We start from the raw sequence: 20,836 nt of genomic DNA on the forward strand, positions 1-20,836 counted from the left end.
TGCTCTCGGTGCTTTATCCCCTGAGCATCTGAGTTCGGCGCCGCTTCTCGGCGTAATCGTATTCATGGCTCATGCGCCAGACGAAAACCACGCGTCGTCGCGTCGCCGGTAGACGGCTCAGGGCCGTCGCACAGGCAACCACCACCCAAAGGATGGCGCCGGCGTCGTCGTAGTTGAATCCGAATTGCCGCTGGGTCAGATTGTAGCCGAGGTGCAGCAGGAAACCAAAAGCCAGGGTGAAGAGGCTGATGCGGGCCATCAGGCGCAAAATGATGCCGGGTTTGATGCGCCCGGTGTGGGTTTTGTCGGCCAAGCGCTGCCAGCGGCTGATGTAGAGACCATGTACGCAGACGGCGAGCGCGATAAGGCTGTCGATGAAGCGGATGATGAGATAGCCGGCGATGATCCCCCACGCCAGGGCGATAAACGCTGTGAAAATATCCATTTGTGGCTCCTTCGGTGCATGGTCGCGGGTTTCCGTCGAGCGATTTTCGCCTCGTATGATGACCCAACGGGTGTTGAAAAATCAATGAAGGAAATGCCGCTCAACGGATAAAGTATTATTTTTAGCGCTCGATATTCTTGACCTAATTCCTTGAAGACTTGCGGGGATATGTTTTAATTGGTGCCGACAATTCATAGAAAGGAGGAACCGTTATGCGGATGAAATTGAAAGCGCTGCTGGTGGTGCTTGTGGCTCTGATCTTTGTGGGCTGCAGCACGACTTACACAGAAAGTCAGAGCGTGCCGCGCATGAGCGTGGCTGAGCTCAACGAGCGTTTGGGCGAGAGTGATTTGGTCATCATCGACAATCGGACCCCCGGCGAGTGGGAGCGCACTCAGATTAAAATTGCCGGCGCCGTGCGTGAAAATCCGGGCAGCATTAACTGGGCCGGGATGTACGCCAAGGGCAGCACTTTGGTGCTGTATTGCGCTTGACCGCGCGAAGGAACCAGCGCCAGTGTGGCGCTGCAGTTGATGAACCGCGGCTTTACCGATGTGTATGCCCTGCGCGGTGGCTGGGATGCCTGGCTCCAGGCGGGCTATCCGACAGAACCTAAATGAGAAAAAGTCCACTCCTGGCTGCACCGGGTCCGGCTCTGGTAGGGCCGGACCCGTTTATTTTTTTCACCGTGGTTGTAAAAGTCGAAAGCTTTTGGCATAATGCTTATGTGAAAATTTTAAGAAATAGCTTTCTTGTCGTGGAGACAAAAAAAATCATGACGCGTCGTGACATTATTCTGCAGATTCTTGCCGAGGCCTCCGGTCGAGCTGCTGATGACGCTCAACCGCTTTTTGATGCCATGGTGGCTGAAGAGATGATCTGCAACGTTGATCTGGAGGAGGAGTTTTCCTCGGATCTGGCCTTGGAGATGTTGCAGGCGTTTCGCGCCGAGTTGCCGGGAATTCGGCGTTGGTTGTGCGAAGCAGGTCTTATTCAGGATTGTGGTCACGCCTGAGGTTGACTTTTTCACTGATTTTCTCGTTTGATTCCTTTCTGTTTGTTAAGTTTCCCCAAAATTCCTGCCGAGCCCTTTCTTCGCCTTGCTCTTTTGCATTTGCGGCCTTCTTTGTGGGGCAATCTGATGCATGACAAGGATTTGCCTTGGTGAATATCCTCTGGCATAGTTCTCTCTTCGCCGGGAGGAGATCATGAAGGGAAAAAACAACATCCGGGCTATTCTGTTCGGTGGTTTTCTGGTCCTGCTCATCGCCATGGGTATCGGACGTTTTGCCTATACGCCCCTGTTGCCGCCGATGATGACGCAGTACGCGTTCGGTGCCGATGAGGCGGGATTGCTCGCCTCCCTCAATTATTTCGGCTATCTGGTTGGAGCCTTTGTGGCCGGCGCACTGTGTCGGCTTGTGGGTGAGAAGTACCTGCTGGTTGCGGGTTTGGTTCTGTCGGTGGTGACGACGATCGGCACGGGGCTGACCCTGTCCTTTCCTGTGGTCGGAGCACTGCGGTTGATGGCCGGTCTGGCCAGTGCGTTTTGTTTTGTCGCCGCCTCGGGGGCGGTTCTCAACGCCTTGGCGCGGGAAGGTCGCGATGGGCTTGCCGGCCTGTTTTACGGCGGAGTCGGCTTCGGCATCGTGCTGGCGGGGCTTTTAGCCGTGCCGCTGGTGGAACACTTCAATGCCTCGGGAGCGTGGATCGCGCTGGGGCTGCTCAGTCTGCTTCTGCTCTGGCCGGCGCGCGGGTTGCTCAGCGCCAGCGCCCGTAGCGGCGGCCAGGAACGGGCCGTCAAGGCGCCGCTGCCGCGTGGCGGTCGTTTTTATCGACTGGTGGCGGCTTACGGTCTGCAGGGTTTCGGTTACATCATCACCGGAACCTTTCTGGTGGCTGCCGCCGGAACGGTTTTTGATGCTGCCGGCGCCGCCGGGGTCTGGATCGTGGCCGGCTGTGCCGCCGTTCCTTCGGCTTTTCTTTGGTCGCAGGCGGCGCGCCGTTACGGCGCTCTGCGTTCTCTGATTGCGGCCTATCTGCTGCAGGCTCTGGGCATCGCGCTGCCGGTGTTTTTTGCGCACCCGGCCGGGGTGGTTGTCGGCGCCCTGCTTTTTGGCGGCACCTTTATGGGGATTGTCGGTATGGCCCTCTCAGCCGGCGGTAATCTGCTGCCCAGCGGTCGCGCCCGGGTTATCGGCCTGATGACGGGCATCTACGGTATCGGACAGATTGTGGGTCCCGCTTTGGCGGGTTTTATGGCCGCGCGTACCGGCAGTTTCGATGCGTCGCTGCTGGTTGCCGCGGCAGCGGTTTGCGCAGGCGGGCTGTTGTTGTTGCCTGATGCCTTGCGTGCCGATCATCGGCCATCTTCAGCCGTTACTCCCTGAAAGCATTTGGTGTCGCACGTATTCATACATGACGATGGAAGCGGCAACGCTGACATTGAGACTCTCCACGGCGCCGAACTGAGGGATGCTCAGGGATTGCAGGCCAGGGTAAGCGCTACACTCAAAACTTTGACCAAATTCCTCATGACCGAAAATAAAGGCGCTGCGCGGCGGGAGCTTTGCCTTATGCAGGGGTGTTGCCGCTGAGGGGTCGAGAACAAACAGGTGATAATCCTGCTCCGTAAGGGCGGCATGGCAGGTGCCGAAGTGATCGTGGAATCGCGCCGGAACCTTGCGGAACGAACCTTTGGCCGGCGCCGGGTCAAAAATTTCGATGCCCACCAAATGCACCGCGTGGGCGCCAAAGGCCTCGGCACTGCGGAAGATCTTGGGGATGTTGTAACCGCTTTTGAGATGATCGAGAACGATGATCATCTCATGGATGCCTGGACTTGCCAGCAAATTGCGGCGGCGCTCTTTTTCATAGCGCTGCCGTATGTTTTTTCGGGACGTACCGGTCACGCTGCTGCTCCTTCCAGGGTGTTCAGGGGGGAACTGATACACCATTAGAGTACGGCTGATTATTGCAGGCAAGTGCAAAATCGGCTCTGGAATTTGAAGAATATTCCACACAGGGTTCAGAATTTTCTACAGCCGGATGCTTCGCAACCTCTTGGTCGCTCTTCTGGTATCGTGTGATTTCAGTGAGTTAAGGGGGTCTGGAAGGTTGGCACGGAAACTGATAGGAATACTCCCGGTAGGCATGGCGGTCGCATGCGAGCGTATTGCGACAAATCCTGCACTCAAAGATTACAGCATACCGACGATCAAAAGACAATTTACGGAAAGGGCCTCTTCAGCATGAAGTCGCGTTTACTCATCTCTGTGTTCATGGTGCTGATTGCGGTGGTTGCCGCGGTGGCGGTTCTCGGACAGCGCTCCCCCAAAGCCTCTGCCTATGCTGAGCTTAAGGTCGCCAACATGACCTGTGGCGCCTGCATCGGGCGGGTGCAGAAGGCGGCGCGGGATTTGCCGGGGGTCGGCTCCGTTGAGGTGAACATTGCCGCAAAAAGCGCGCGCGTGGCCTTTGACCCGCAACGTGTTGAAGGCGCGCAGATCGCCGCGACGGTGACCGCGGCCGGTTATCCGGCACAACTTATCAGCGTGGTCGATGCTCAGCAATTGCAGGCGGCGCAGCAGGCGCAACAGAAGCTTGCAGCCAAATACGTGGGGCAGATCGGCGAGCGCCTGGTGCCGCGCGAAGAATTCGATCAGCATCTGGCGCGACTGGCCGCCGGGTCGCCCATGGGGCTGCAGTCCCCCGCCATGGCGGGACAGGTCTGGCAGCAGTTGGTGCAGCGTGAATTGCTGCTCGCTGACGCAGCTGCGAGCGGCTTGGTCGCAAGCGAGGACGAGGCGCGGCAGGAATTGCATACCCTGCGCCAGGCGATGACGGATTTCGAGCAACGGGCCACGGCGCGCTTCGGCAGTCTTGAGGCGTTTCTCGAGCGTCTAAAGGATGATCTCACCATCCGTCGGCACCTTGAGCAAAACGTCACCAACGGTGAACAAAATCCCCGCCTTCGCCAGTTGCTGGTCGAGCAGCGACTGCAGGAGATCGGAGCGCGGATTCCGGTCAAGGCTTTTGATCCGGCACTCAAGGCGGGCGGGGGTGGCTGCGGCGGCTCCTGCTGCTGAGGCCGTGCGCGAATTCGCTGGAGATTTTTTTAATTTTGAAAATTTTTACAACTAGGCCGAAAGGAGTTTCAGACAATGACGGAACGTCAGGAAAAGAAAGCACAATTTCAACAGCCGGAAAACAGCAAGAGGTCTTTACTCGTGGTCGCCGCCCTAGTGCTGGTCGTGGTGGTGGCCGTAGGGGCCTGGGGCTTGCTGGGCGGCGGCTCCGGGGGGTACCCGGTGGTTGCCGCGCAAAACGGTATGGTGAGTATCCCCGAAGCCCAGGTTAGTGACGGTCAGGCTCATTTCTTCAGCTACCGCGAGGGTGACGCGACTATCAACTTTTTTGTGCTCAAGAGCAACGACGGGGTGATTCGCGCCGCCTTTGATGCTTGTGATGTCTGCTATCGGGACAAATTGGGCTATCGTCAGGATGGCGACTCCATGGTCTGCATCGCCTGCAACCAGAGCTTTGCCTCGGATCAGATCAATGTCCTCAAGGGTGGCTGCAATCCTGCGCCCCTGAACCGGGTCGTACGCGACGGCCAGGTGCTGATTGCCGAAGCCGACATCAAGGCGGGCTCCGGGTATTTTCCTTCTTCGACACGATAAGTGATAAACAATGACTCTCAAAACCATAGCTCTGAATAATCTGCGCCGGCGTAAGGCGCGTATGGCCTTTCTGGTGATCGGTCTGCTCGTGGGGATCGCCACGGTTGTGACGCTGGTGTCGCTGACCGAAGCCCTGACCATGGAGACCGAGCACAAACTCGACCAATATGGCGCCAACATCCTTATCACGCCACGCAGCGATGATCTTTCCATCTCTTACGGCGGCATTACCGTGGGCGATGTGGCCATGCAGTACGAACCAATCCGTGAGCAGGACTTGCCCCTGATCCGTACCATTCCCGAACGGCGAAATATCGCCGCGGTGGCGCCCAAAGTTCTCGGCGCGGTAACGGTGAACGAGCAGCGGGTGGTGCTCATGGGCGTGGATCGCGAAGTGGAATTTCATCTCAAGCGCTGGTGGGTCGTTGATGGGCGTGCTCCGGCTTCCGATGACGAACTGGTGGCGGGCAGCGAAGTCGCTGCGGCCCTCGGGTTGAAGATGGGCGATATCGTGCCGATCAACGGACGCAGTTTTACTCTGACGGGTATTTTGCAGCCCACTGGCTCGCAGGATGATCGCATGCTCATCACCTCCTTGGTGCCGGCCCAGGAACTCTTGGGCAAACAGGGCCAGATTTCGCTGATTGAGGTCGCCGCCCTGTGTGCGGACTGTCCGGTAGAGGAGATCGTCGAGCAGATCGCAGAAGTACTGCCTTATACCCGCGTCATCGCTCTGCAGCAAGTGGTTGCCAGCCGTATGCACGCCCTGGATCAATTTCGTTTGCTGTCTTTGAGTGTGGCCGGGGTGGTGGTGTTTATCGGTGCCCTGGTGGTGTTTGTCACCATGATGGGCTCGGTTAACGAGCGCACCCGTGAGATCGGGATTTTCCGCGCTCTGGGATTCCGGCGCGGCCATGTGGTCGGCCTGATTCTGATGGAAGCTTTTGTCGTGAGCCTGATTGCGGGCATACTCGGCTACCTCTCTGGCATCGGTCTGACCAAGGCGCTGCTGCCGTTTCTCGCAACCGAGCACCCACACTTCGATTTAAGCCTGCTGCTCATGGGCGGCTCAATTCTGCTGGCGGTGGTGGTGGGTGCTCTGGCCTCGCTCTATCCGGCCCTGCACGCCAGCCGCATGGACCCGACCGAAGCCCTGCGGGCTCTTTGAGGACCGACGACCAGGAACAACCTATGGGGGACGCAGATCAAATCCGATCAAACCGGATCAAGGCGGATAGAGAAAGGATTTGATGGATTCCTAACAACTGACCAAGGACTAATGGAAAAGGACAACCTTTCATGTCTTTCATCGAAATAAGCAATCTGACCAAGATCTACGAAAGCGATGCCGACCGTGTCGAGGCCTTGCGTGGTGTCGACATCCAGGTCGAGGAGGGAACCTTCCTTGGCGTGATGGGGCAGTCGGGATCGGGAAAGAGTACTTTCTTGTCGATCCTCGGCGGCCTCGCGCATCCAAGCGCCGGGCGCATTATCGTTGATGGCATTGATCTCTATGCGCTCTCGGGTGAAAAACTCGCTGACTTTCGCCGTGAATATCTGGGTTTTGTGTTTCAAGCCTTCAATCTGATCCCCTATCTGACCGCTATGGAGAATGTGATGCTGCCGCTGGCGGTCAAGAAGATGTCTGCGACCCAAAAGCGCTCCCAGGCACTGGATGTGTTGGAGCGGGTCGGGTTGGCCGGGCGCGCCTCCCACCTTCCATCACAACTCTCGGGTGGTGAACAGGAACGGGTCGCCGTGGCGCGTGCCCTGGTCAATCGTCCACCGCTGCTGCTGGCCGACGAACCAACGGGCAGCCTTGACACAGCAACGAGTGAGGAAATCATGGATCTTCTCACCAGCCTCAACAAAGAGGGGCAGACGATTGTCATGGTCACCCACGATCAGGAAAACTGCCGCTATTTTCACCGCAGGGTGTTGCTGCGCGACGGCCTGGTTGTTTCCGACGAGAGCACGGGCTTAGCGAAATCCTCCTCGGCGGCTTGAGAGAGGTTCTGTTGTGGTTTTGATTTTTCTCCTCACCTTTGCCGGTCTCGGCTACCTGATTCTGACCGAGATTGAGCGGCGTGAACGTTCTGCGACAACGTGTGCGGAAATCCTGTGCGACTGTGGTCAGGCGGTGCAGCGCGATTGGCTGGTCTGTCCGCGCTGCTCGCAGCTGTTGCGTGTCAGTTGCGCCTTCTGCGGTCGGCTCAAGGCCAGGTTGCTGCGCTTCTGCCCGTCCTGCGGCAGTGCCGCACCTTGCGCCGAGGAGGATGCGGCATGAGGCGGGGGAGAGGCATGCTGATTCTTGCGGCAGTGGTCCTGGTCACGGTGGTTGCCTACAATTCCTGGCTGTATTGCTGGGGCCGCTGCACGCTGGAAAACCTCACTCGTTTGAGCTTGCCGGGCGGTCTTTTGCTGGCGGGCAACGGCGTCGCGCTGGCCATTCTGATTTTTCTGAAAATGGCTCCCACGCACCGCTTGGCGCTGCCGCGCTGTCGTTGCGGTGTCCCCATCGAGGAGGACTGGCGGTTTTGCGGCCATTGTGGCGCGGACCTCAAAAAGGACGCATAGCTTGACAGTGTGCCGCCGATTTGATTAGGCTCAGGGCATCTCGCCAGCAAAGGATGCCCTCAGCCATGAACGTCACGGCAATCATTCCCGCTCGTTACGCGTCAACGCGTTTTCCCGGCAAGCCCCTGGTCGATATCCTCGGCAAGTCCATGATTCAGCGAGTCTACGAGCGTGTCAGCGGTGCCCCTGGCATCGATCGGGTGCTCGTCGCCACCGATGATCGGCGGATTTTTGATGCGGTGCGCGCTTTCGGCGGTGACGCCGAAATGACCCGCGACGATCATCCTACCGGCACCGATCGGCTGGCGGAGGTCGCCGCGCGCATCGACGCGGATCTGGTGGTGAACGTGCAAGGGGATGAGCCTCTTATCGATCCGCTCATGATTGAGGCTGCTCTGGCGCCCTTGCGCGATGATGCGACCATTGTCATGGGTACGCTTAAGACACCCATCAGCACGGTGGACGAATTCCTCAATCCCAATGTGGTTAAAGTGGTGACCGACCGTCGGGGCTTCGCTCTGTATTTTTCCCGGGCCCCCATCCCTCATCCCCGCGATCTGTCCACTGACCTGGAAAGTGTGCTGCCGCAAATCGCCCCTTACAAGCATGTGGGGCTCTATGTTTATCGCCGCGACTTTCTGCTGCAATATCCGCGCTTGCCCGCGACTCCCCTGGAAAATCTTGAAAAGCTCGAACAGCTGCGGGCTCTGGAGCATGGTTTCCGCATCCGCGTGGAGGAGACCGCCCTGGGCACCCTGGGTGTCGACACCCCGGCTGATCTGGATCGGGTGCGTCTTGCTCTGACCCAGGAATGAGATCGTTTTTCTCCCCGCTTTCTCGCCCCCGGAAATGGGGGTTTTCTTTTTTTCCGGTGACGTGTAGAATCACGCATTTGATCTCTTGCGATTGCTCATCGCGGCAAACTAACCTGTTGAATACACAAGATCGATGGGGAACCAGGGTAGGCCTTTTCCCCCCCTTATAAGTTTCAGGTTCAAAGGATTGATCCATGAAGACCAAGTTTATTTTTATTACCGGCGGCGTGGTATCGAGCCTCGGCAAGGGGCTGGCGGCCGCTTCCATCGGTTCGCTGTTGGAGGCGCGCGGCCTTAAGGTGTCCATGCAGAAGATGGATCCCTATATCAACGTCGATCCGGGCACTATGAGCCCTTTTCAGCACGGCGAAGTGTTCGTCACCGATGATGGCGCGGAAACGGACTTGGATCTTGGGCACTATGAGCGCTTCACCACCGCGAACCTGACCCGCAAATCGAACTTCACCACCGGCCAGATCTACGATTCAGTCATTCGCAAAGAGCGCCGCGGCGACTATCTCGGCGGCACGGTGCAGGTCATTCCGCATATCACCAACGAGATCAAGCTTAAGATTCTGGAGAACGCCAAGGATGCCGATGTCGCCATCGTCGAGGTCGGCGGCACCGTGGGCGATATCGAATCGCTCCCTTTCATGGAGGCAATTCGGCAGTTCCGCACCGATCGCGGCGCGGAAAACGTTCTCTATATTCATCTCACCCTGGTGCCTTATATCCCCACCGCTGGTGAACTCAAAACCAAGCCCACCCAACACAGCGTCAAGGAACTGCGTGAAATCGGTATTCAACCCGATATCCTCATGTGCCGTTGTGATCGTGAAATCCCTCGTGACATGAAGGCCAAAATCGCTCTGTTCTGCAACGTCAGAGAAGAAGCGGTGGTCACCGCCCGCGATGTGGAAACCATTTACGAAGTGCCCATCGCTTATCACGAGCAGGGACTGGACGAGCGGATCATCGAGTGCCTCAACATCTGGACCAAGGCGCCTGATCTTTCTTCCTGGCACCGTATCGTCAAGCGGGTTAAGGAACCGGCCACGGAAACCACCATCGCCATCGTCGGCAAATACGTAGAACTCAAAGAAAGCTACAAGTCGCTGACCGAGGCGCTGATTCACGGCGGGATCGGCAATGATTGCCGGGTGCTGCTCAGCTATGTGGATTCGGAAGCTTTGGAGCGCCATGGCGTGGGCGACAACTTTTCCGGAGTTGACGGAATCCTCGTGCCGGGAGGATTCGGCGAACGTGGCAGCGAGGGCAAGATTGCCGCCATTCGTCATGCCCGCGAGAACAACATTCCCTTTTTCGGTATCTGTCTGGGGATGCAGATGGCGGTGGTCGAGTACGCGCGCAATGTCTGCGAACTTGAGGATGCCTACTCCACGGAGTTTCGTGAAGAGGCGAAAAATCCCGTTATCCATATTATGGAAGTGCAGAAGAAAGTCACTCGCAAGGGCGGCACCATGCGTCTGGGCGCCTATGACTGCGTACTTGGCGAGGGCACTCTGGCGCAGCGTATTTACGGCAAGAAGGAAATCAGCGAACGGCACCGCCATCGTTTCGAGTTCAACAACGCCTATCGGCAGAAACTTGAAAAATGCGGGTTGGTGCTCTCCGGCAACAATCCCGCTGCCGACCTGGTGGAAATCGTTGAACTGGCCGAGCACCCCTGGTTTCTCGCCTGCCAGTTTCATCCGGAATTCCGGTCGCGTCCCATGGATCCCCATCCACTGTTCGAATCCTTTGTCGGTGCCTGCCTGAAGCAGCGCGAGGTGGTCTGAGATGAACGTACGTGAGATTCATGTCGGAAATGTCACTTTCGGCGGTGGTCGACCCTTGGTTCTTATTGCCGGACCCTGTGTGATCGAAGAGCAGAGCCTGACTCTTCGGATTGCCGAGTACCTCAAGAAACTTACCGACGAACTGGGTATCGGGCTGGTGTTCAAGGCCTCCTATGACAAGGCCAATCGCACCTCCATCGGCTCTTTTCGCGGCCCCGGGATGGACGAAGGGTTGGAGATCCTGGCGAAGATCCGCCGCGAGTTCGACGTTCCGGTCGTTTCCGACGTGCATGACATCAGCCAGATTTCAGCGGCTGCCGAAGTCCTCGACATTCTTCAGATTCCTGCCTTTCTTTCACGTCAGACCGACCTGTTGCTGGCCGCGGCGCGCACCGGGAAAGTTGTCAATGTCAAAAAGGGGCAGTTTCTCGCCCCCTGGGACATGGCTAACGCGGTCAAGAAAATCGAGGAGGCGGGCAACAACCAGGTGCTGCTCACCGAGCGCGGCGCCTCTTTCGGCTACAACAATCTGGTGGTCGATATGCGCTCCCTGGTGGTGATGCGCGAAACCGGCTGTCCGGTGGTTTTCGATGCCACCCATTCGGTGCAGTTGCCCGGCGGCGCCGGCACCAGTTCGGGCGGGCAGCGCCAGTATGTCGGGGCTCTGTCCCGGGCCGCGGTTGCGGTGGGCATCGACGCGCTGTTCTGGGAAGTTCATGAAAACCCCGACGCGGCTTTGTGTGATGGTCCCAACAGTCTGCCGCTCGATGGTTTGCGGCCCATGCTGCATGAAATCCTAGCGATTGACGCTCTTGTCAAAGGGAGGGCCTGATATGGACGCTATTCTCAAAACCGCCCGCCACGTACTGCGGGTTGAAGCCGACGCCATTCTCGCCCTAGAGGACCGCCTTGATGAGCGCTTCGAACGGGCGGTGGAGATGGTTCTGGCTTGCCAGGGGCGGGTGGTGATTACTGGTATGGGCAAATCGGGACTCATTTGCCAGAAGATCGCCTCTACGATGGCCTCCACGGGTACCCCGGCGCTCTTTCTGCATCCCGCCGAGGGTATTCACGGTGATCTCGGCATGCTGATGAAGGGCGATGTGGTCATTGCGATTTCCAATTCGGGAGAAACGGAAGAGATCACCCGCATTCTGCCGATCATCAAGCGCATGGGGCTGCCTCTGATTACCCTTAGTGGAAATGTGCGCAGCACTCTCGGCCGCGCCGGCGATGTCTCCCTGGATATCTCCATCAAGGAAGAGGCTTGTCCGCTGGGTTTGGCCCCCACTGCCAGTACCACCGCGACCCTGGCCATGGGCGATGCTTTGGCGGTAACCCTGCTGGAGCGGCGCGGTTTTCGCGAGGAAGATTTCGCCCTGTTCCACCCCGGCGGCGCCTTGGGTAAGAAACTTCTGCTGCGCGTCGAAGATGTCATGCACAGCGGGGCAGACATTCCACTGGTGAGCGAATCTACCCTACTTAAAGAGGCGCTGTTTGAAATCACCAGCAAAAAACTTGGTGTGACCGGGGTGGTCGATGCGCAGGGCAACCTTGCCGGAGTGTTTACCGACGGGGACCTGCGCCGTCGCATTGAAGACGGCTTTGATATTCTCAATGCGGCCATCGGCACCATCATGAGTGCTGATCCTAAGCGCATTTTGCGCTCCAATCTCGCCGCCAAGGCCCTGCAGCGCATGGAAGAACACTCAATTACCTCGCTGTTTGTGTTCGAGACGGACGAAAGCCGGGTGCCGGTGGGTATCGTTCATATTCATGATCTGCTCAAGGCGGGGGTCGCTTGATGGAAGCGCGTTGTCGCAAAATCCGGCTGTTGCTGCTCGATGTTGACGGTGTGCTGACCGACGGGCGCATTATTTACGACAACAACGGTGTTGAGAGCAAAGCGTTCGACGTCAAGGACGGCCATGGCCTCAAACTGGTGCAGCGCGCCGGCATTAAGGTGGGCATCATTACCGGCCGCCAGTCCCAGGTGGTTGCACATCGGGCTGCCGAACTGGGCATTGAAATCCTGCGGCAGGGCGCCAAGGATAAACTCCCTCCTTACCAGGAAATTCTGGCCCAACTAGGCTTGCGTGATGAAGAAGTCGCCTACGTTGGAGATGATGTGGTGGATCTGCCCGTGCTGCGCCGTGTCGGCTTAGCGGTGACGGTGCGGGATGCCGTTGATGACCTCAAACCCCTGGTTCATTATGTGACGCAGCGTCCCGGGGGGCGTGGAGCCGTGCGTGAGGTTTGTGATCTTATCCTGAAGAAATCCCAACGATGGGAGTCTGTGGCGGGGCGTTATTTCTCGTCCGAGGAGGGTTGATTCTTGTTTTCAAATTTCGTGCCAAGCTTTGGTTTTTCGCCTTTACAGGAAACCGGGGCGGTGCTAGACTGACCCTTCAGGATGATTAGAAACCTCCAAATACGTCATGCATTGGTTCTGGCCATCGTTGCACTGCTGTTGGTTCTCGGTGTGCTGGTTTTCCGGAATCTTCCGCGCGGGACGCTGGAAGACGACATCGCGGCTCCGCTGCTGGATGCCGATCTTGCTTTGCAGACCTTTGAGTACACTGAGACCCGTGCGGGGCTTCGCCAATGGAGCATCGAGGGGGATGCCGCGGGATTTCGACAGGTGAGCAACGAAGCCCTTATTGAAAATCTCAGGGTCTTTTTTTTCGATGAGTCGGGTGAGGATGTGGAAGTCACCCTGACCGCCAGGCATGGGCGCATCGACATCGATGCTCGGGAGTTGCGGGTTTGGGAAGATGTGGTGGTGCGCGGCGGCGACGACTATACCCTGTACACCCAGAGTCTCGAATATCAGGACGCTCAAAAACTTGCCGTCACCTCAGATCCGGTGCGGATTGTTTCGCGCGGCTTCGATATCCGCGGGCACGGCTTGCGCATGGATGTGGTTACGCGCCGCGTGGAGATACTGGCTGACGTCGAGGCCCTCATTGCACCGAACTTCATCGACACTGGGACACCATGAAACGCTGGGCTGTTTTGCGCGGAATGTTTGCTTTGTTGGTTGCTGTGGCCACTGCTTTCGTAAGCGTGGCTGGTGCCACGGACGAGATGCCCATTGAGATTACGTCCGAGCGTATGGAGGTGCTCAGCGCACCGCGACGGGTGGTGTTCAGCGGCGAGGTGGTTGCGCGCCAGGCCGATGTGGTGATGTATGCTGATCAGATGAAAGTTTTTTTCCGCGAGGGTGAGGATACGGTTTCGCGCATTCTGGCCGAGAGCCGGGTGCGCATCGTTCAGGGTGAGCGCACCGCTACCGGTGAAGCCGGAGTCTTCTTTCGCGATGAAGGCATCGTGGTGCTCACGGGGGACCCCCGCGTTTACCAGGGCAAAGATTTTGTCGAGGGCGATGAAATTACGGTCTATCTCGAGGAGGAACGAAGTGTTGTGAAAAGTCGCGAAGGCGTTCCCGCTCGGGCGATTTTTCATCCGCGGGAGAAGTCTCCGTGAGCCATCTCCTCAAGGCCCAGGGCCTGTGCAAGGCCTACAAAGGGCGGCAGGTGGTGCGAGATGTTAATCTGGAGCTGCGATCTGGTCAGGTTATCGGACTGCTTGGGCCCAACGGAGCCGGCAAGACGACGTCTTTTTACATGGTGGTCGGGCTGACGCGGCCGGACCAGGGACGTATCCTATTCGACGACAAGGATATCACTGCCTGGCCCATGTATCTGCGTGCTCGCTCGGGGATCTCCTATCTTCCCCAGGAGGCATCGGTTTTTCGTAAAATGACTGTCGAGGATAATCTTCTGGCGATTCTTGAGACCCTTGGCCTGTCACCTGCGGAGCGACGTAACCGCTGTGATCGACTCCTTGAAGAATTCGGCATCACGCACATTGCACGCAGTCAGGGTTATGCTCTTTCCGGCGGAGAGAGGCGCCGCGTGGAAATAGCCCGGGCCCTTGTGCTCGACCCAGCGTTCATTCTGCTTGATGAACCTTTTGCCGGTATCGATCCGATTGCGGTCATTGATATCCAGAAAACCATCAGCCATCTGGTTGGTCGCGGCATCGGCGTGCTCATCTCCGATCACAACGTGCGAGAAACCCTGGGGGTCTGTGATATGGCCTACATTCTCAGCGAGGGGCGGATTCTGGAATACGGCACGCCTGTCGAGATCGCAGCCAGTCCGCGTGCCCGCCAAGTCTATCTCGGGGAAAGCTTCTCCCTGTAAGGTGGTCGTTTTCGACTGCCCTGTTGCGGGGCAGCGTATTTTTGCTGGCCTTTGCCGATAAATCAGGTTTAAATGGTAATAAATATTAAGGAATTGATCAGGTAACGATTATGGCTCTGGAAATCCGTCAACAACTCAAGTTGAGCCAGCAACTGGTGATGACTCCTCAGTTGCAGCAGGCAATCAAACTGCTGCAACTCTCGCGTATGGAACTCATCGATCTGGTTCAGCAGGAGTTGGAGGAAAATCCGATACTCGACGAGGGACAGGAAATCGTCGAAGAGAAAGAACTCGCCGAAGAGCCCGCCGCCTCGTCTCAGGAAGGGGGCGCGGAAGAGGGTGGTGATGATCTCCCCGAGGTCAAGGGGGATAAGGAAGGCCTTAATGACATCGATTGGCAGACCTATCTTGAAGGCTACAATCTCGGAGGGTCGGTCGCCGATTCCTACGAGGAAGATGACGACCGGCCGTCCTACGAAAACCTGTTGACGAAAAAGAATACCCTCACCGACCATCTGTTGTGGCAGCTCAATCTTTCTCGTTTCGACGATCAGACCCGCCAGATTGCCGCGGAAATCATCGGCAACCTCGACGAAGACGGTTTCTTCAAAGCGACTCTGGAAGAGGTTGCCGGCGCGACCGCGACCACCCCGGAGCGCGTTGAAAAGGTGCTGTCGTTGGTCCAGGAATTTGATCCGCCCGGAACCGCCGCTCGCAATCTGCAGGAGTGTCTTCTTTGTCAGGTGCGGGTGTTGGGGATGGCCGGTTCCTTGGTCGAGAGTATTTTGCGCGACCATATTCATGATCTGGAAAATCGCAAGTATCCCGCCATTGCCAAAGCTCTCGGGGTGAGTCTCGATGAGGTATTGGAGGCCACCCGCATTATTTCCAATCTCGACCCCCGCCCAGGGCGCCAATACAACCAGGAAGATGTGCAGTACATTACCGCTGACATTTTTGTTTACAAGATCGGTGATGAGTTCGTCGTGGTGCTCAATGACGAGGGTCTGCCCAACCTGCGCATCAACGCCTTCTACCGCCAGGCCATGACCAACGATTCCCTGGTCGACGCTAAGGCCGGTGAGTACATTCAGGAAAAGCTGCGCAGTGCGGTGTGGCTGATCAAAAGCATTCATCAGCGGCAACGCACCATCTATAAGGTGACGCAAAGCATCGTTAAGTTTCAGCAGGCATTTTTCGAAAAAGGGATCGACCACCTCAAGCCCCTGGTGCTGCGCGACGTGGCTGAAGACATCGAAATGCACGAATCGACCATCAGTCGCGTGACCACCAATAAATACGTGCAGACTCCCCAGGGTCTGTATGAGTTGAAGTTTTTCTTCAACAGCGGTATTCACACCACCGGAGGCGACTCCATCGCGTCGGAAAGCGTCAAAAGCCGCATTCGGGATCTGATCGCCGGCGAAAACATCAAGAAGCCCTACTCGGATCGCAAGATTGTCGAACTGCTGGAAAAAGACAATATCAATATCGCCCGACGCACCGTAACCAAGTACCGTGAAATGCTCGGCATCGGCTCGTCCACCGAGCGAAAAAGACTCTTTTAGATCCAACGATGAGTGATGAGGATAGTCTTTGTTATTTGTCATTTTTTGATCAATCGGCTCAGGCAGGTTATACTTCAACTTAAAGATATCTCGACAGAGTGCGGGATAGTTAAAACATCAGGAGGAATTTATGCAGATTGCCGTGACTTTCAGGCATATGGAAGCAAGTGACCCTTTGCGTGGTTATGTCGAGGAGAAACTTGAGCGTGTAAAAAAGTATATCGACGAGCCTGTCGAAGCTCAGGTCGTGCTGAGCGTGGAAAAGAAGATCCGGCATCGTGCCGAGGTGGCTTTGACCGCCAAGGGCATCACCATCAAAGGCTCTGACGAAACAAACGATATGTATGCTGCCGTCGACGGCATGGTCGACAAGGTTGAGCGCCAGCTCAAGCGTTACAAAGAAAAGATCAAAAATCACAAGCCTTCGTCCGGCCGTGAGCGCACCGTGCAGAAAACCGTCTTTGCTGCGGAAAGCATCGACGAAGGGCAGGGCGCGCCGTCTATTATCCGCAGTCACAGCTTTCCTGTGAAGCCGATGTCGGTGGAAGAAGCCGTGATGCAGATGGATCTGTTGCAAAAAGAATTTCTGGTTTTCACGGATGACGAGTCCGAAGCGATTAATGTTGTCTATCGCCGCAGGGACGGAAACTACGGACTGATTATTCCGCAAACATCCTAAACTGTCGACGTTTTTGGCCTTGGGGGGGAAGGGCATAATGCCACTCCCCCCCTCGTATTTTTCAAACGGCAGGTAACCACTGGCACTTATGAAAATTTCTGATCTGCTCAAACCCGACGCACTGGTCGCCGATCTCAAGGCAACTGACAAGAATGCACTTTTGGAAGAGCTGACCGCAGCTCTGGTGCGGGTGGAAAAGGGGCTTGACCGCAGCCTTGTGGTTGATGTGCTCAAGGAGCGGGAGCGGCTCGGCAGCACCGGCATCGGCGACGGCGTAGCCATTCCCCATGGCAAGCTTAAAAATATCGACCACCTTATGCTGTCCTTCGGCCGCAGTCTCGAGGGTATTGACTTTGATGCCATGGATGGTCGTCCGGCGCATCTCTTCTTTCTGCTTATCGCTCCGGAAGATTCCGTCGGTATTCACCTCAAGACCCTGGCGCGGATTTCCAAATTGCTTAAAACCCCTCAGGCCCGCGAGCGTCTCATGCAGGCAACCGACGCCGGGGACATTTACCGGATCATTGTGGCCGAGGAAGCCAACCTCTGAGAGCCAGGTCTTATGGCGGAACTGAGTATTCAAGAACTGCTCGGAGAAGACGAAGCCGGGCTCGATCTGGAACTGCTGGCCGGTGAAACCGGATTGAGCAACAAGATCAGTGTTCCACGCATTCAGAAACCCGGGCTTGCTTTGGCCGGTTACACGACGAACCTTCATCCGGATCGCATACAGGTTCTCGGTTCAACGGAACTTACTTACCTGGAACAGTTGCCGCGGGATACCGCGATGCGCAATCTGGCGGCGCTGTGCGCACTGAATATTTCCTGCCTGATCATCACCAAGGGGCAGGAGCCGCCGGATATCCTCGTTGACGAGGCCGCCAGGCGTGGGACGCCGCTGTTGCGCACCCACCATCAGAGTTCAATTTTCATCTCCCTCATCACTAAATTTCTCGAAGAGCGTCTGCTGCCCTCCACCATCACCCACGGCGTGCTGGTGGATGTGCTGGGCGTCGGGGTTTTGCTTATGGGCAAGAGCGGGATCGGCAAGAGCGAATGCGCTCTTGATCTGATTCTGCGCGGGCACCGCCTGGTGGCCGACGATGTGGTGCGGGTGCGTTCGAAACTGCCTGCGGTTCTGTTCGGCGAGGGCATGGACCTTTTGCATCACCATATGGAGATCCGTGGCCTGGGGATTATCAACATCAAGCATCTTTTCGGGGTGGCCGCCATCCGTGAACGGAAAAAGATCGATCTGGTGATCGAGCTGGTGCAATGGGAAGACGGTCAGGAATATGATCGGCTTGGCCTCGAAGAAGAAACGACCACCCTGCTCGGCATCCAATTGCCCATGCAGCGAGTGCCGGTGCGCCCGGGGCGTAATATTACCACCATCGTTGAAGTTGCTGCCCGAAACCAGCTTCTCAAGGAAATGGGTTACCATAGCGCGCGCGAATTTCAGGATCGTCTCGAGCAGCGCATGGCCGAGACGGCCAGACTGCATTCACATACCATCATTGGAGACAACCTGGAATGAGCAGCAAAAGGATTCTGATCATCACCGGTCTTTCAGGTTCGGGCAAGTCAAGTGCCGCACGGGTTCTGGAGGATGAGGGTTTTTTCGTGGTGGACAACCTGCCGCTGGTGCTCCTGCCGCGATTTCTGGACTTGACCGAGCACGGTGTGCGCTTTACCCCCGATGTCGCTGTGGTCATCGATATCCGTAACCGTGATTTTCTGGCGGATTATGAGTCGACGCTGAAGACCGTGCGCGAGGCCGGCTATCCCGTTGAGATACTGTTTTTCGAGGCGAACGACGATGCCCTGATCCGGCGCTATTCGGAAACTCGTCGCCGCCACCCATTGGCGAAGCAGGAAGGTGTGCCCGAAGGCATTGCCCGGGAACGTGAGTTGATGTCAGGTTTCAAACGACTCGCTACGGTGGTCTGTGACACCACGGGACTCACCGTTCACCAATTGCGCGATCAGGTCTTGGAGACGGTTCTCGGCCGCAGTGGTCAGATGCCCTTGGTGGTGAAGGTGCAATCCTTCGGCTTTCGCTATGGCATTCCCATCGAGTCGGACCTTGTCTTTGACGTTCGTTTTCTTCCAAACCCGCATTTCATTGAGGAATTGCGCCCCTTGACCGGCCTCAACTCCGAGGTGCGCGGGTATGTCGTCAAGCAGCCGGCCTGTCAAGAATTTCTCAAGAAATTTCAGGATATGCTCAAATTCCTGCTGCCCTATTACCGGCAGGAGGGAAAGAGTTATCTAACCTTGTCCATCGGATGCACCGGTGGGCGGCACCGCAGTGTTTCCCTTGCCGAGGAAATGCGGCCCTTTCTCGCCGGGCAGGGGTTTGTGGTGGAAATCAGTCATCGCGATATAGAAAAGGGGTAAGCCATGATCGGACTGGTGATTGCCACCCATGCCGGGTTGGCCCGTGAACTGCTGCTCGCTACGGAAATGATTGTCGGCCCCGTGACGCAGGCCAGAGCAGTCGGCATTCAGCGCGAGGATAGTGTGGAGGAGGTTCGCGGCGCCCTGGCCGATGCAATTGAAGCGGTTCGCGCGGGCGATCAGGGCGTACTGATCATGACGGATCTCTTCGGCGGCACTCCGTCCAATCTCAGCATTTCTTTTCTGGATCCCCAACGCATTGAGGTGTTGACCGGAGTTAATCTGCCCATGGTTCTTAAATTTTTCAACAGTCGTGACGATCTCAATGTCACCGAACTGGCCGGACAGCTCAAGGCCTATGGCCAGCAGAGCATGGCTCTGGCCAGTGAGTTTCTCGAACGTTGAAATTTGCCGCGGATGGAAAACCCCTTTCCCGATGTTCTTCCGAGAATCCCGCAGGAGCAGGATGGTAGTGCTATGAACATTGTATTGGCGCGCATCGACAATCGTTTGATTCATGGGCAGGTGCTGGAGGCATGGATTCCTTTCACCCATGCCAACTGCATTGTGGTCGCCAATGACGAATTGGAAAAGCCCTCTCTGCGGCGGGCTATGATGGAAGCCTCGGTACCGCGTAGCATTAAGGTCATCATCGGTGGCGTTGACGAGGTGTGTCGCCGTTTGCGTGATGAGGTGCTCGACAACAAAAAGATCCTGTTGCTTTTCGCCAGTTCGAATGACGCATTGCGTGCCCACCGGGGTGGTCTGCATTTTAAAGAACTCAATCTCGGCAACATGCATGAGGCACAGGGTAAATACCAGCTTTCCTGCACGATCCATCTGGATGAAAAGGATATAGAAAATCTCGCCCTGCTCGAGGCGGAAGGCGTTGAGATCGTTTCGCGTTGCGTTCCCGCAGACCGTGGACAGCAATGGAAAAAACTGATTCGAAGCATGCCCGGTTGATATGCCCTGGAGCGAATTTCTTATAGGTGCCCTGGCTGCGATTGTGCTGGGCCTTGACCGAACCGCAGTCGGTCAGTTCATGGTGTCGCGACCTATTGTGGCGGGGCCCTTGACGGGTTGGCTGATAGGTGATCCCCTCGTGGGTTTGCAGGTCGGCGCCCTGGTCGAGCTGTTGTGGTTGGGACGGCTCCCCGTCGGTGCCGCCATCCCGCCCGACGACACCCAGGTTGCGGTCTCCAGTACTGTTTTGGCCATCGCTGCCGGCAGCCGCTTGCCGGTGGACGGCGCCCTGGTGATTTTGTTCTGTGTGCTGGCGGCCATGCCGTTGGCCAAAATTGGTCAGATTTTCGATCGTTTGGCGCGCAACGTCAATGCGCGTTTGGTCAAGCAGGCTGAGGGTGATCTGGCAGCCGGGCATCTTAAGAACCTGGAGCGCCGGCATCTGCGGGGGCTGGTGCATTTTACCGCAGCCTCGGCCGGAACCTATGTTTTCATTACGGTACCCGGATGGCTGGCGGTGCTGCTGGCTGGTGAAATCCTGTTGCCGACCCTGGGCAAGGTGGAGGGTTGGCTGTTGCTGGCCTTTCCCTTGGTGGGAACCGCCACGATTCTGGGTACAATGAACGTGAGCCGCTCTCTGACTTTGTTTACGGCCTCATTTACGACCGTATTGCTGCTGCTGTGGTTGCTCTAGGCG

Annotated in this window: 27 protein-coding genes; 25 read left to right on the forward strand and 2 right to left on the reverse strand. The window is 56.9% G+C overall.

Translation table 11 applies throughout. The features are described 5' to 3' along the window. Window positions 1-13 precede the first annotated feature (13 nt). Complete coding sequence (locus GFER_RS10325; RefSeq protein WP_040099197.1) at window positions 14-445, reverse strand: hypothetical protein; 432 nt, start codon at window positions 443-445, stop codon at window positions 14-16. 218 nt (window positions 446-663) lie between these two features. Here GFER_RS10325 and GFER_RS10330 point away from each other — a divergent pair, with 218 nt between their 5' ends. The 3 genes from GFER_RS10330 (at window position 664) to GFER_RS10340 (ending at window position 2,835) form a co-directional block, all read left to right on the forward strand. After that, the gene (locus GFER_RS10330) at window positions 664-939 is read left to right on the forward strand and encodes a rhodanese-like domain-containing protein (protein ID WP_139172075.1); all 276 of its coding nucleotides are present in this window, start codon (window positions 664-666) and stop codon (window positions 937-939) included. A gap of 281 nt (window positions 940-1,220) precedes the next feature. Continuing rightward, entirely contained in the window at window positions 1,221-1,460 is a 240-nt protein-coding gene (locus GFER_RS18685; protein ID WP_139172077.1) for a hypothetical protein, read from the forward strand. A gap of 193 nt (window positions 1,461-1,653) precedes the next feature. Next, window positions 1,654-2,835: a YbfB/YjiJ family MFS transporter gene (locus GFER_RS10340; protein WP_040099203.1), complete on the forward strand. Its 1,182-nt coding sequence runs from the start codon at window positions 1,654-1,656 to the stop codon at window positions 2,833-2,835. Here GFER_RS10340 and GFER_RS10345 read toward each other — a convergent pair. Next, the gene (locus tag GFER_RS10345; protein WP_040099205.1) at window positions 2,818-3,357 is read right to left on the reverse strand and encodes a TrmH family RNA methyltransferase; all 540 of its coding nucleotides are present in this window, start codon (window positions 3,355-3,357) and stop codon (window positions 2,818-2,820) included. The two genes, GFER_RS10340 and GFER_RS10345, sit on opposite strands and share 18 nt — an antisense overlap. A 339-nt stretch (window positions 3,358-3,696) precedes the next feature. Between GFER_RS10345 and GFER_RS17750 the strand changes: the two genes are divergently transcribed. The 22 genes from GFER_RS17750 (at window position 3,697) to GFER_RS10455 (ending at window position 20,833) form a co-directional block, all read left to right on the forward strand. After that, window positions 3,697-4,533 (forward strand): cation transporter, encoded by an 837-nt coding sequence (locus GFER_RS17750; protein WP_052446284.1) that lies wholly within the window; start codon window positions 3,697-3,699, stop codon window positions 4,531-4,533. A gap of 75 nt (window positions 4,534-4,608) precedes the next feature. Then, window positions 4,609-5,127: a DUF2318 domain-containing protein gene (locus GFER_RS10355; protein ID WP_052446285.1), complete on the forward strand. Its 519-nt coding sequence runs from the start codon at window positions 4,609-4,611 to the stop codon at window positions 5,125-5,127. 10 nt (window positions 5,128-5,137) lie between these two features. Continuing rightward, window positions 5,138-6,295, forward strand: coding sequence for an ABC transporter permease (locus tag GFER_RS10360; protein ID WP_040099207.1), 1,158 nt, complete (start codon window positions 5,138-5,140; stop codon window positions 6,293-6,295). 131 nt (window positions 6,296-6,426) lie between these two features. Beyond that, window positions 6,427-7,134, forward strand: coding sequence for an ABC transporter ATP-binding protein (locus GFER_RS10365; protein WP_040099210.1), 708 nt, complete (start codon window positions 6,427-6,429; stop codon window positions 7,132-7,134). Between the two features lie 13 nt (window positions 7,135-7,147). Further along, entirely contained in the window at window positions 7,148-7,414 is a 267-nt protein-coding gene (locus tag GFER_RS10370; protein ID WP_040099212.1) for a double zinc ribbon domain-containing protein, read from the forward strand. Further along, a complete protein-coding gene (locus tag GFER_RS10375) occupies window positions 7,411-7,704 on the forward strand; it encodes a zinc ribbon domain-containing protein (protein ID WP_139172079.1) in 294 nt (97 codons plus the stop codon). Before GFER_RS10370 ends, GFER_RS10375 begins: the two co-directional genes overlap by 4 nt. A 65-nt stretch (window positions 7,705-7,769) precedes the next feature. After that, entirely contained in the window at window positions 7,770-8,519 is a 750-nt protein-coding gene (gene kdsB, locus GFER_RS10380) for a 3-deoxy-manno-octulosonate cytidylyltransferase (RefSeq protein ID WP_040099216.1), read from the forward strand. A gap of 194 nt (window positions 8,520-8,713) precedes the next feature. Continuing rightward, window positions 8,714-10,318 carry a CTP synthase gene (locus GFER_RS10385; protein WP_040099218.1) on the forward strand — a complete coding sequence of 535 codons (1,605 nt, stop codon included), beginning with the start codon at window positions 8,714-8,716 and terminating at the stop codon, window positions 10,316-10,318. Window position 10,319: 1 nt separating this feature from the next. Beyond that, window positions 10,320-11,150, forward strand: coding sequence for a 3-deoxy-8-phosphooctulonate synthase (gene kdsA, locus GFER_RS10390; RefSeq protein ID WP_040099220.1), 831 nt, complete (start codon window positions 10,320-10,322; stop codon window positions 11,148-11,150). A 1-nt stretch (window position 11,151) separates the two neighbouring features. Further along, the gene (locus GFER_RS10395; RefSeq protein ID WP_040099222.1) at window positions 11,152-12,123 is read left to right on the forward strand and encodes a KpsF/GutQ family sugar-phosphate isomerase; all 972 of its coding nucleotides are present in this window, start codon (window positions 11,152-11,154) and stop codon (window positions 12,121-12,123) included. After that, window positions 12,123-12,650 carry a KdsC family phosphatase gene (locus GFER_RS10400; RefSeq protein ID WP_040099224.1) on the forward strand — a complete coding sequence of 176 codons (528 nt, stop codon included), beginning with the start codon at window positions 12,123-12,125 and terminating at the stop codon, window positions 12,648-12,650. Before GFER_RS10395 ends, GFER_RS10400 begins: the two co-directional genes overlap by 1 nt. An 81-nt stretch (window positions 12,651-12,731) precedes the next feature. Further along, window positions 12,732-13,319 carry an LPS export ABC transporter periplasmic protein LptC gene (gene lptC / locus GFER_RS10405; protein ID WP_082048024.1) on the forward strand — a complete coding sequence of 196 codons (588 nt, stop codon included), beginning with the start codon at window positions 12,732-12,734 and terminating at the stop codon, window positions 13,317-13,319. Further along, window positions 13,316-13,804 carry an LptA/OstA family protein gene (locus GFER_RS17755; RefSeq protein WP_052446286.1) on the forward strand — a complete coding sequence of 163 codons (489 nt, stop codon included), beginning with the start codon at window positions 13,316-13,318 and terminating at the stop codon, window positions 13,802-13,804. Before lptC ends, GFER_RS17755 begins: the two co-directional genes overlap by 4 nt. Next, window positions 13,801-14,526, forward strand: a complete 726-nt coding sequence (lptB, locus tag GFER_RS10415; protein WP_040099228.1) for an LPS export ABC transporter ATP-binding protein — start codon at window positions 13,801-13,803, stop codon at window positions 14,524-14,526. The genes GFER_RS17755 and lptB overlap by 4 nt, the downstream gene beginning before the upstream one ends. A 110-nt stretch (window positions 14,527-14,636) precedes the next feature. Next, window positions 14,637-16,094: an RNA polymerase factor sigma-54 gene (gene rpoN / locus GFER_RS10420; RefSeq protein ID WP_040099230.1), complete on the forward strand. Its 1,458-nt coding sequence runs from the start codon at window positions 14,637-14,639 to the stop codon at window positions 16,092-16,094. Between the two features lie 130 nt (window positions 16,095-16,224). Continuing rightward, on the forward strand, window positions 16,225-16,773 hold the full coding sequence (gene hpf / locus GFER_RS10425) for a ribosome hibernation-promoting factor, HPF/YfiA family (protein ID WP_040099232.1): 549 nt from the start codon (window positions 16,225-16,227) through the stop codon (window positions 16,771-16,773). An 88-nt stretch (window positions 16,774-16,861) separates the two neighbouring features. Then, a complete protein-coding gene (locus GFER_RS10430) occupies window positions 16,862-17,323 on the forward strand; it encodes a PTS sugar transporter subunit IIA (RefSeq protein WP_040099234.1) in 462 nt (153 codons plus the stop codon). Between the two features lie 12 nt (window positions 17,324-17,335). Next, window positions 17,336-18,310, forward strand: a complete 975-nt coding sequence (hprK, locus tag GFER_RS10435) for an HPr(Ser) kinase/phosphatase (protein WP_040099236.1) — start codon at window positions 17,336-17,338, stop codon at window positions 18,308-18,310. Continuing rightward, on the forward strand, window positions 18,307-19,173 hold the full coding sequence (gene rapZ, locus GFER_RS10440; RefSeq protein WP_040099238.1) for an RNase adapter RapZ: 867 nt from the start codon (window positions 18,307-18,309) through the stop codon (window positions 19,171-19,173). Before hprK ends, rapZ begins: the two co-directional genes overlap by 4 nt. A gap of 3 nt (window positions 19,174-19,176) precedes the next feature. Next, a complete protein-coding gene (locus GFER_RS10445) occupies window positions 19,177-19,578 on the forward strand; it encodes a PTS sugar transporter subunit IIA (protein WP_040099241.1) in 402 nt (133 codons plus the stop codon). 72 nt (window positions 19,579-19,650) lie between these two features. After that, entirely contained in the window at window positions 19,651-20,139 is a 489-nt protein-coding gene (locus GFER_RS10450; protein WP_040099243.1) for a PTS system mannose/fructose/N-acetylgalactosamine-transporter subunit IIB, read from the forward strand. 1 nt (window position 20,140) lies between these two features. Further along, on the forward strand, window positions 20,141-20,833 hold the full coding sequence (locus GFER_RS10455; RefSeq protein ID WP_040099245.1) for a PTS sugar transporter subunit IIC: 693 nt from the start codon (window positions 20,141-20,143) through the stop codon (window positions 20,831-20,833). Window positions 20,834-20,836 lie beyond the last annotated feature (3 nt).

The organism is Geoalkalibacter ferrihydriticus DSM 17813 (genome assembly GCF_000820505.1).
Lineage (GTDB): Bacteria > Desulfobacterota > Desulfuromonadia > Desulfuromonadales > Geoalkalibacteraceae > Geoalkalibacter > Geoalkalibacter ferrihydriticus.

Excerpts from the sequence above, each read along its gene's own strand:
- GFER_RS10385 (WP_040099218.1), top strand. The coding sequence starts at position 8,714 with ATGAAGACCAAGTTTATTTTTATTACCGGCGGCGTGGTATCGAGCCTC.
- GFER_RS10330 (WP_139172075.1), top strand. The coding sequence starts at position 664 with ATGAAATTGAAAGCGCTGCTGGTGGTGCTTGTGGCTCTGATCTTTGTG.
- GFER_RS10395 (WP_040099222.1), top strand. The coding sequence starts at position 11,152 with ATGGACGCTATTCTCAAAACCGCCCGCCACGTACTGCGGGTTGAAGCC.
- hpf (WP_040099232.1), top strand. The coding sequence starts at position 16,225 with ATGCAGATTGCCGTGACTTTCAGGCATATGGAAGCAAGTGACCCTTTG.
- GFER_RS17755 (WP_052446286.1), top strand. The coding sequence starts at position 13,316 with ATGAAACGCTGGGCTGTTTTGCGCGGAATGTTTGCTTTGTTGGTTGCT.
- GFER_RS10430 (WP_040099234.1), top strand. The coding sequence starts at position 16,862 with ATGAAAATTTCTGATCTGCTCAAACCCGACGCACTGGTCGCCGATCTC.
- GFER_RS18685 (WP_139172077.1), top strand. The coding sequence starts at position 1,221 with ATGACGCGTCGTGACATTATTCTGCAGATTCTTGCCGAGGCCTCCGGT.
- GFER_RS10445 (WP_040099241.1), top strand. The coding sequence starts at position 19,177 with ATGATCGGACTGGTGATTGCCACCCATGCCGGGTTGGCCCGTGAACTG.
- GFER_RS10455 (WP_040099245.1), top strand. The coding sequence starts at position 20,141 with ATGCCCTGGAGCGAATTTCTTATAGGTGCCCTGGCTGCGATTGTGCTG.
- GFER_RS10365 (WP_040099210.1), top strand. The coding sequence starts at position 6,427 with ATGTCTTTCATCGAAATAAGCAATCTGACCAAGATCTACGAAAGCGAT.
- GFER_RS10325 (WP_040099197.1), bottom strand. The coding sequence starts at position 445 with ATGGATATTTTCACAGCGTTTATCGCCCTGGCGTGGGGGATCATCGCC.
- GFER_RS10340 (WP_040099203.1), top strand. The coding sequence starts at position 1,654 with ATGAAGGGAAAAAACAACATCCGGGCTATTCTGTTCGGTGGTTTTCTG.
- GFER_RS10360 (WP_040099207.1), top strand. The coding sequence starts at position 5,138 with ATGACTCTCAAAACCATAGCTCTGAATAATCTGCGCCGGCGTAAGGCG.
- kdsB (WP_040099216.1), top strand. The coding sequence starts at position 7,770 with ATGAACGTCACGGCAATCATTCCCGCTCGTTACGCGTCAACGCGTTTT.
- GFER_RS10450 (WP_040099243.1), top strand. The coding sequence starts at position 19,651 with ATGAACATTGTATTGGCGCGCATCGACAATCGTTTGATTCATGGGCAG.
- kdsA (WP_040099220.1), top strand. The coding sequence starts at position 10,320 with ATGAACGTACGTGAGATTCATGTCGGAAATGTCACTTTCGGCGGTGGT.
- rapZ (WP_040099238.1), top strand. The coding sequence starts at position 18,307 with ATGAGCAGCAAAAGGATTCTGATCATCACCGGTCTTTCAGGTTCGGGC.
- rpoN (WP_040099230.1), top strand. The coding sequence starts at position 14,637 with ATGGCTCTGGAAATCCGTCAACAACTCAAGTTGAGCCAGCAACTGGTG.
- GFER_RS10355 (WP_052446285.1), top strand. The coding sequence starts at position 4,609 with ATGACGGAACGTCAGGAAAAGAAAGCACAATTTCAACAGCCGGAAAAC.
- lptC (WP_082048024.1), top strand. The coding sequence starts at position 12,732 with ATGATTAGAAACCTCCAAATACGTCATGCATTGGTTCTGGCCATCGTT.
- GFER_RS10400 (WP_040099224.1), top strand. The coding sequence starts at position 12,123 with ATGGAAGCGCGTTGTCGCAAAATCCGGCTGTTGCTGCTCGATGTTGAC.
- hprK (WP_040099236.1), top strand. The coding sequence starts at position 17,336 with ATGGCGGAACTGAGTATTCAAGAACTGCTCGGAGAAGACGAAGCCGGG.
- GFER_RS10375 (WP_139172079.1), top strand. The coding sequence starts at position 7,411 with ATGAGGCGGGGGAGAGGCATGCTGATTCTTGCGGCAGTGGTCCTGGTC.
- GFER_RS17750 (WP_052446284.1), top strand. The coding sequence starts at position 3,697 with ATGAAGTCGCGTTTACTCATCTCTGTGTTCATGGTGCTGATTGCGGTG.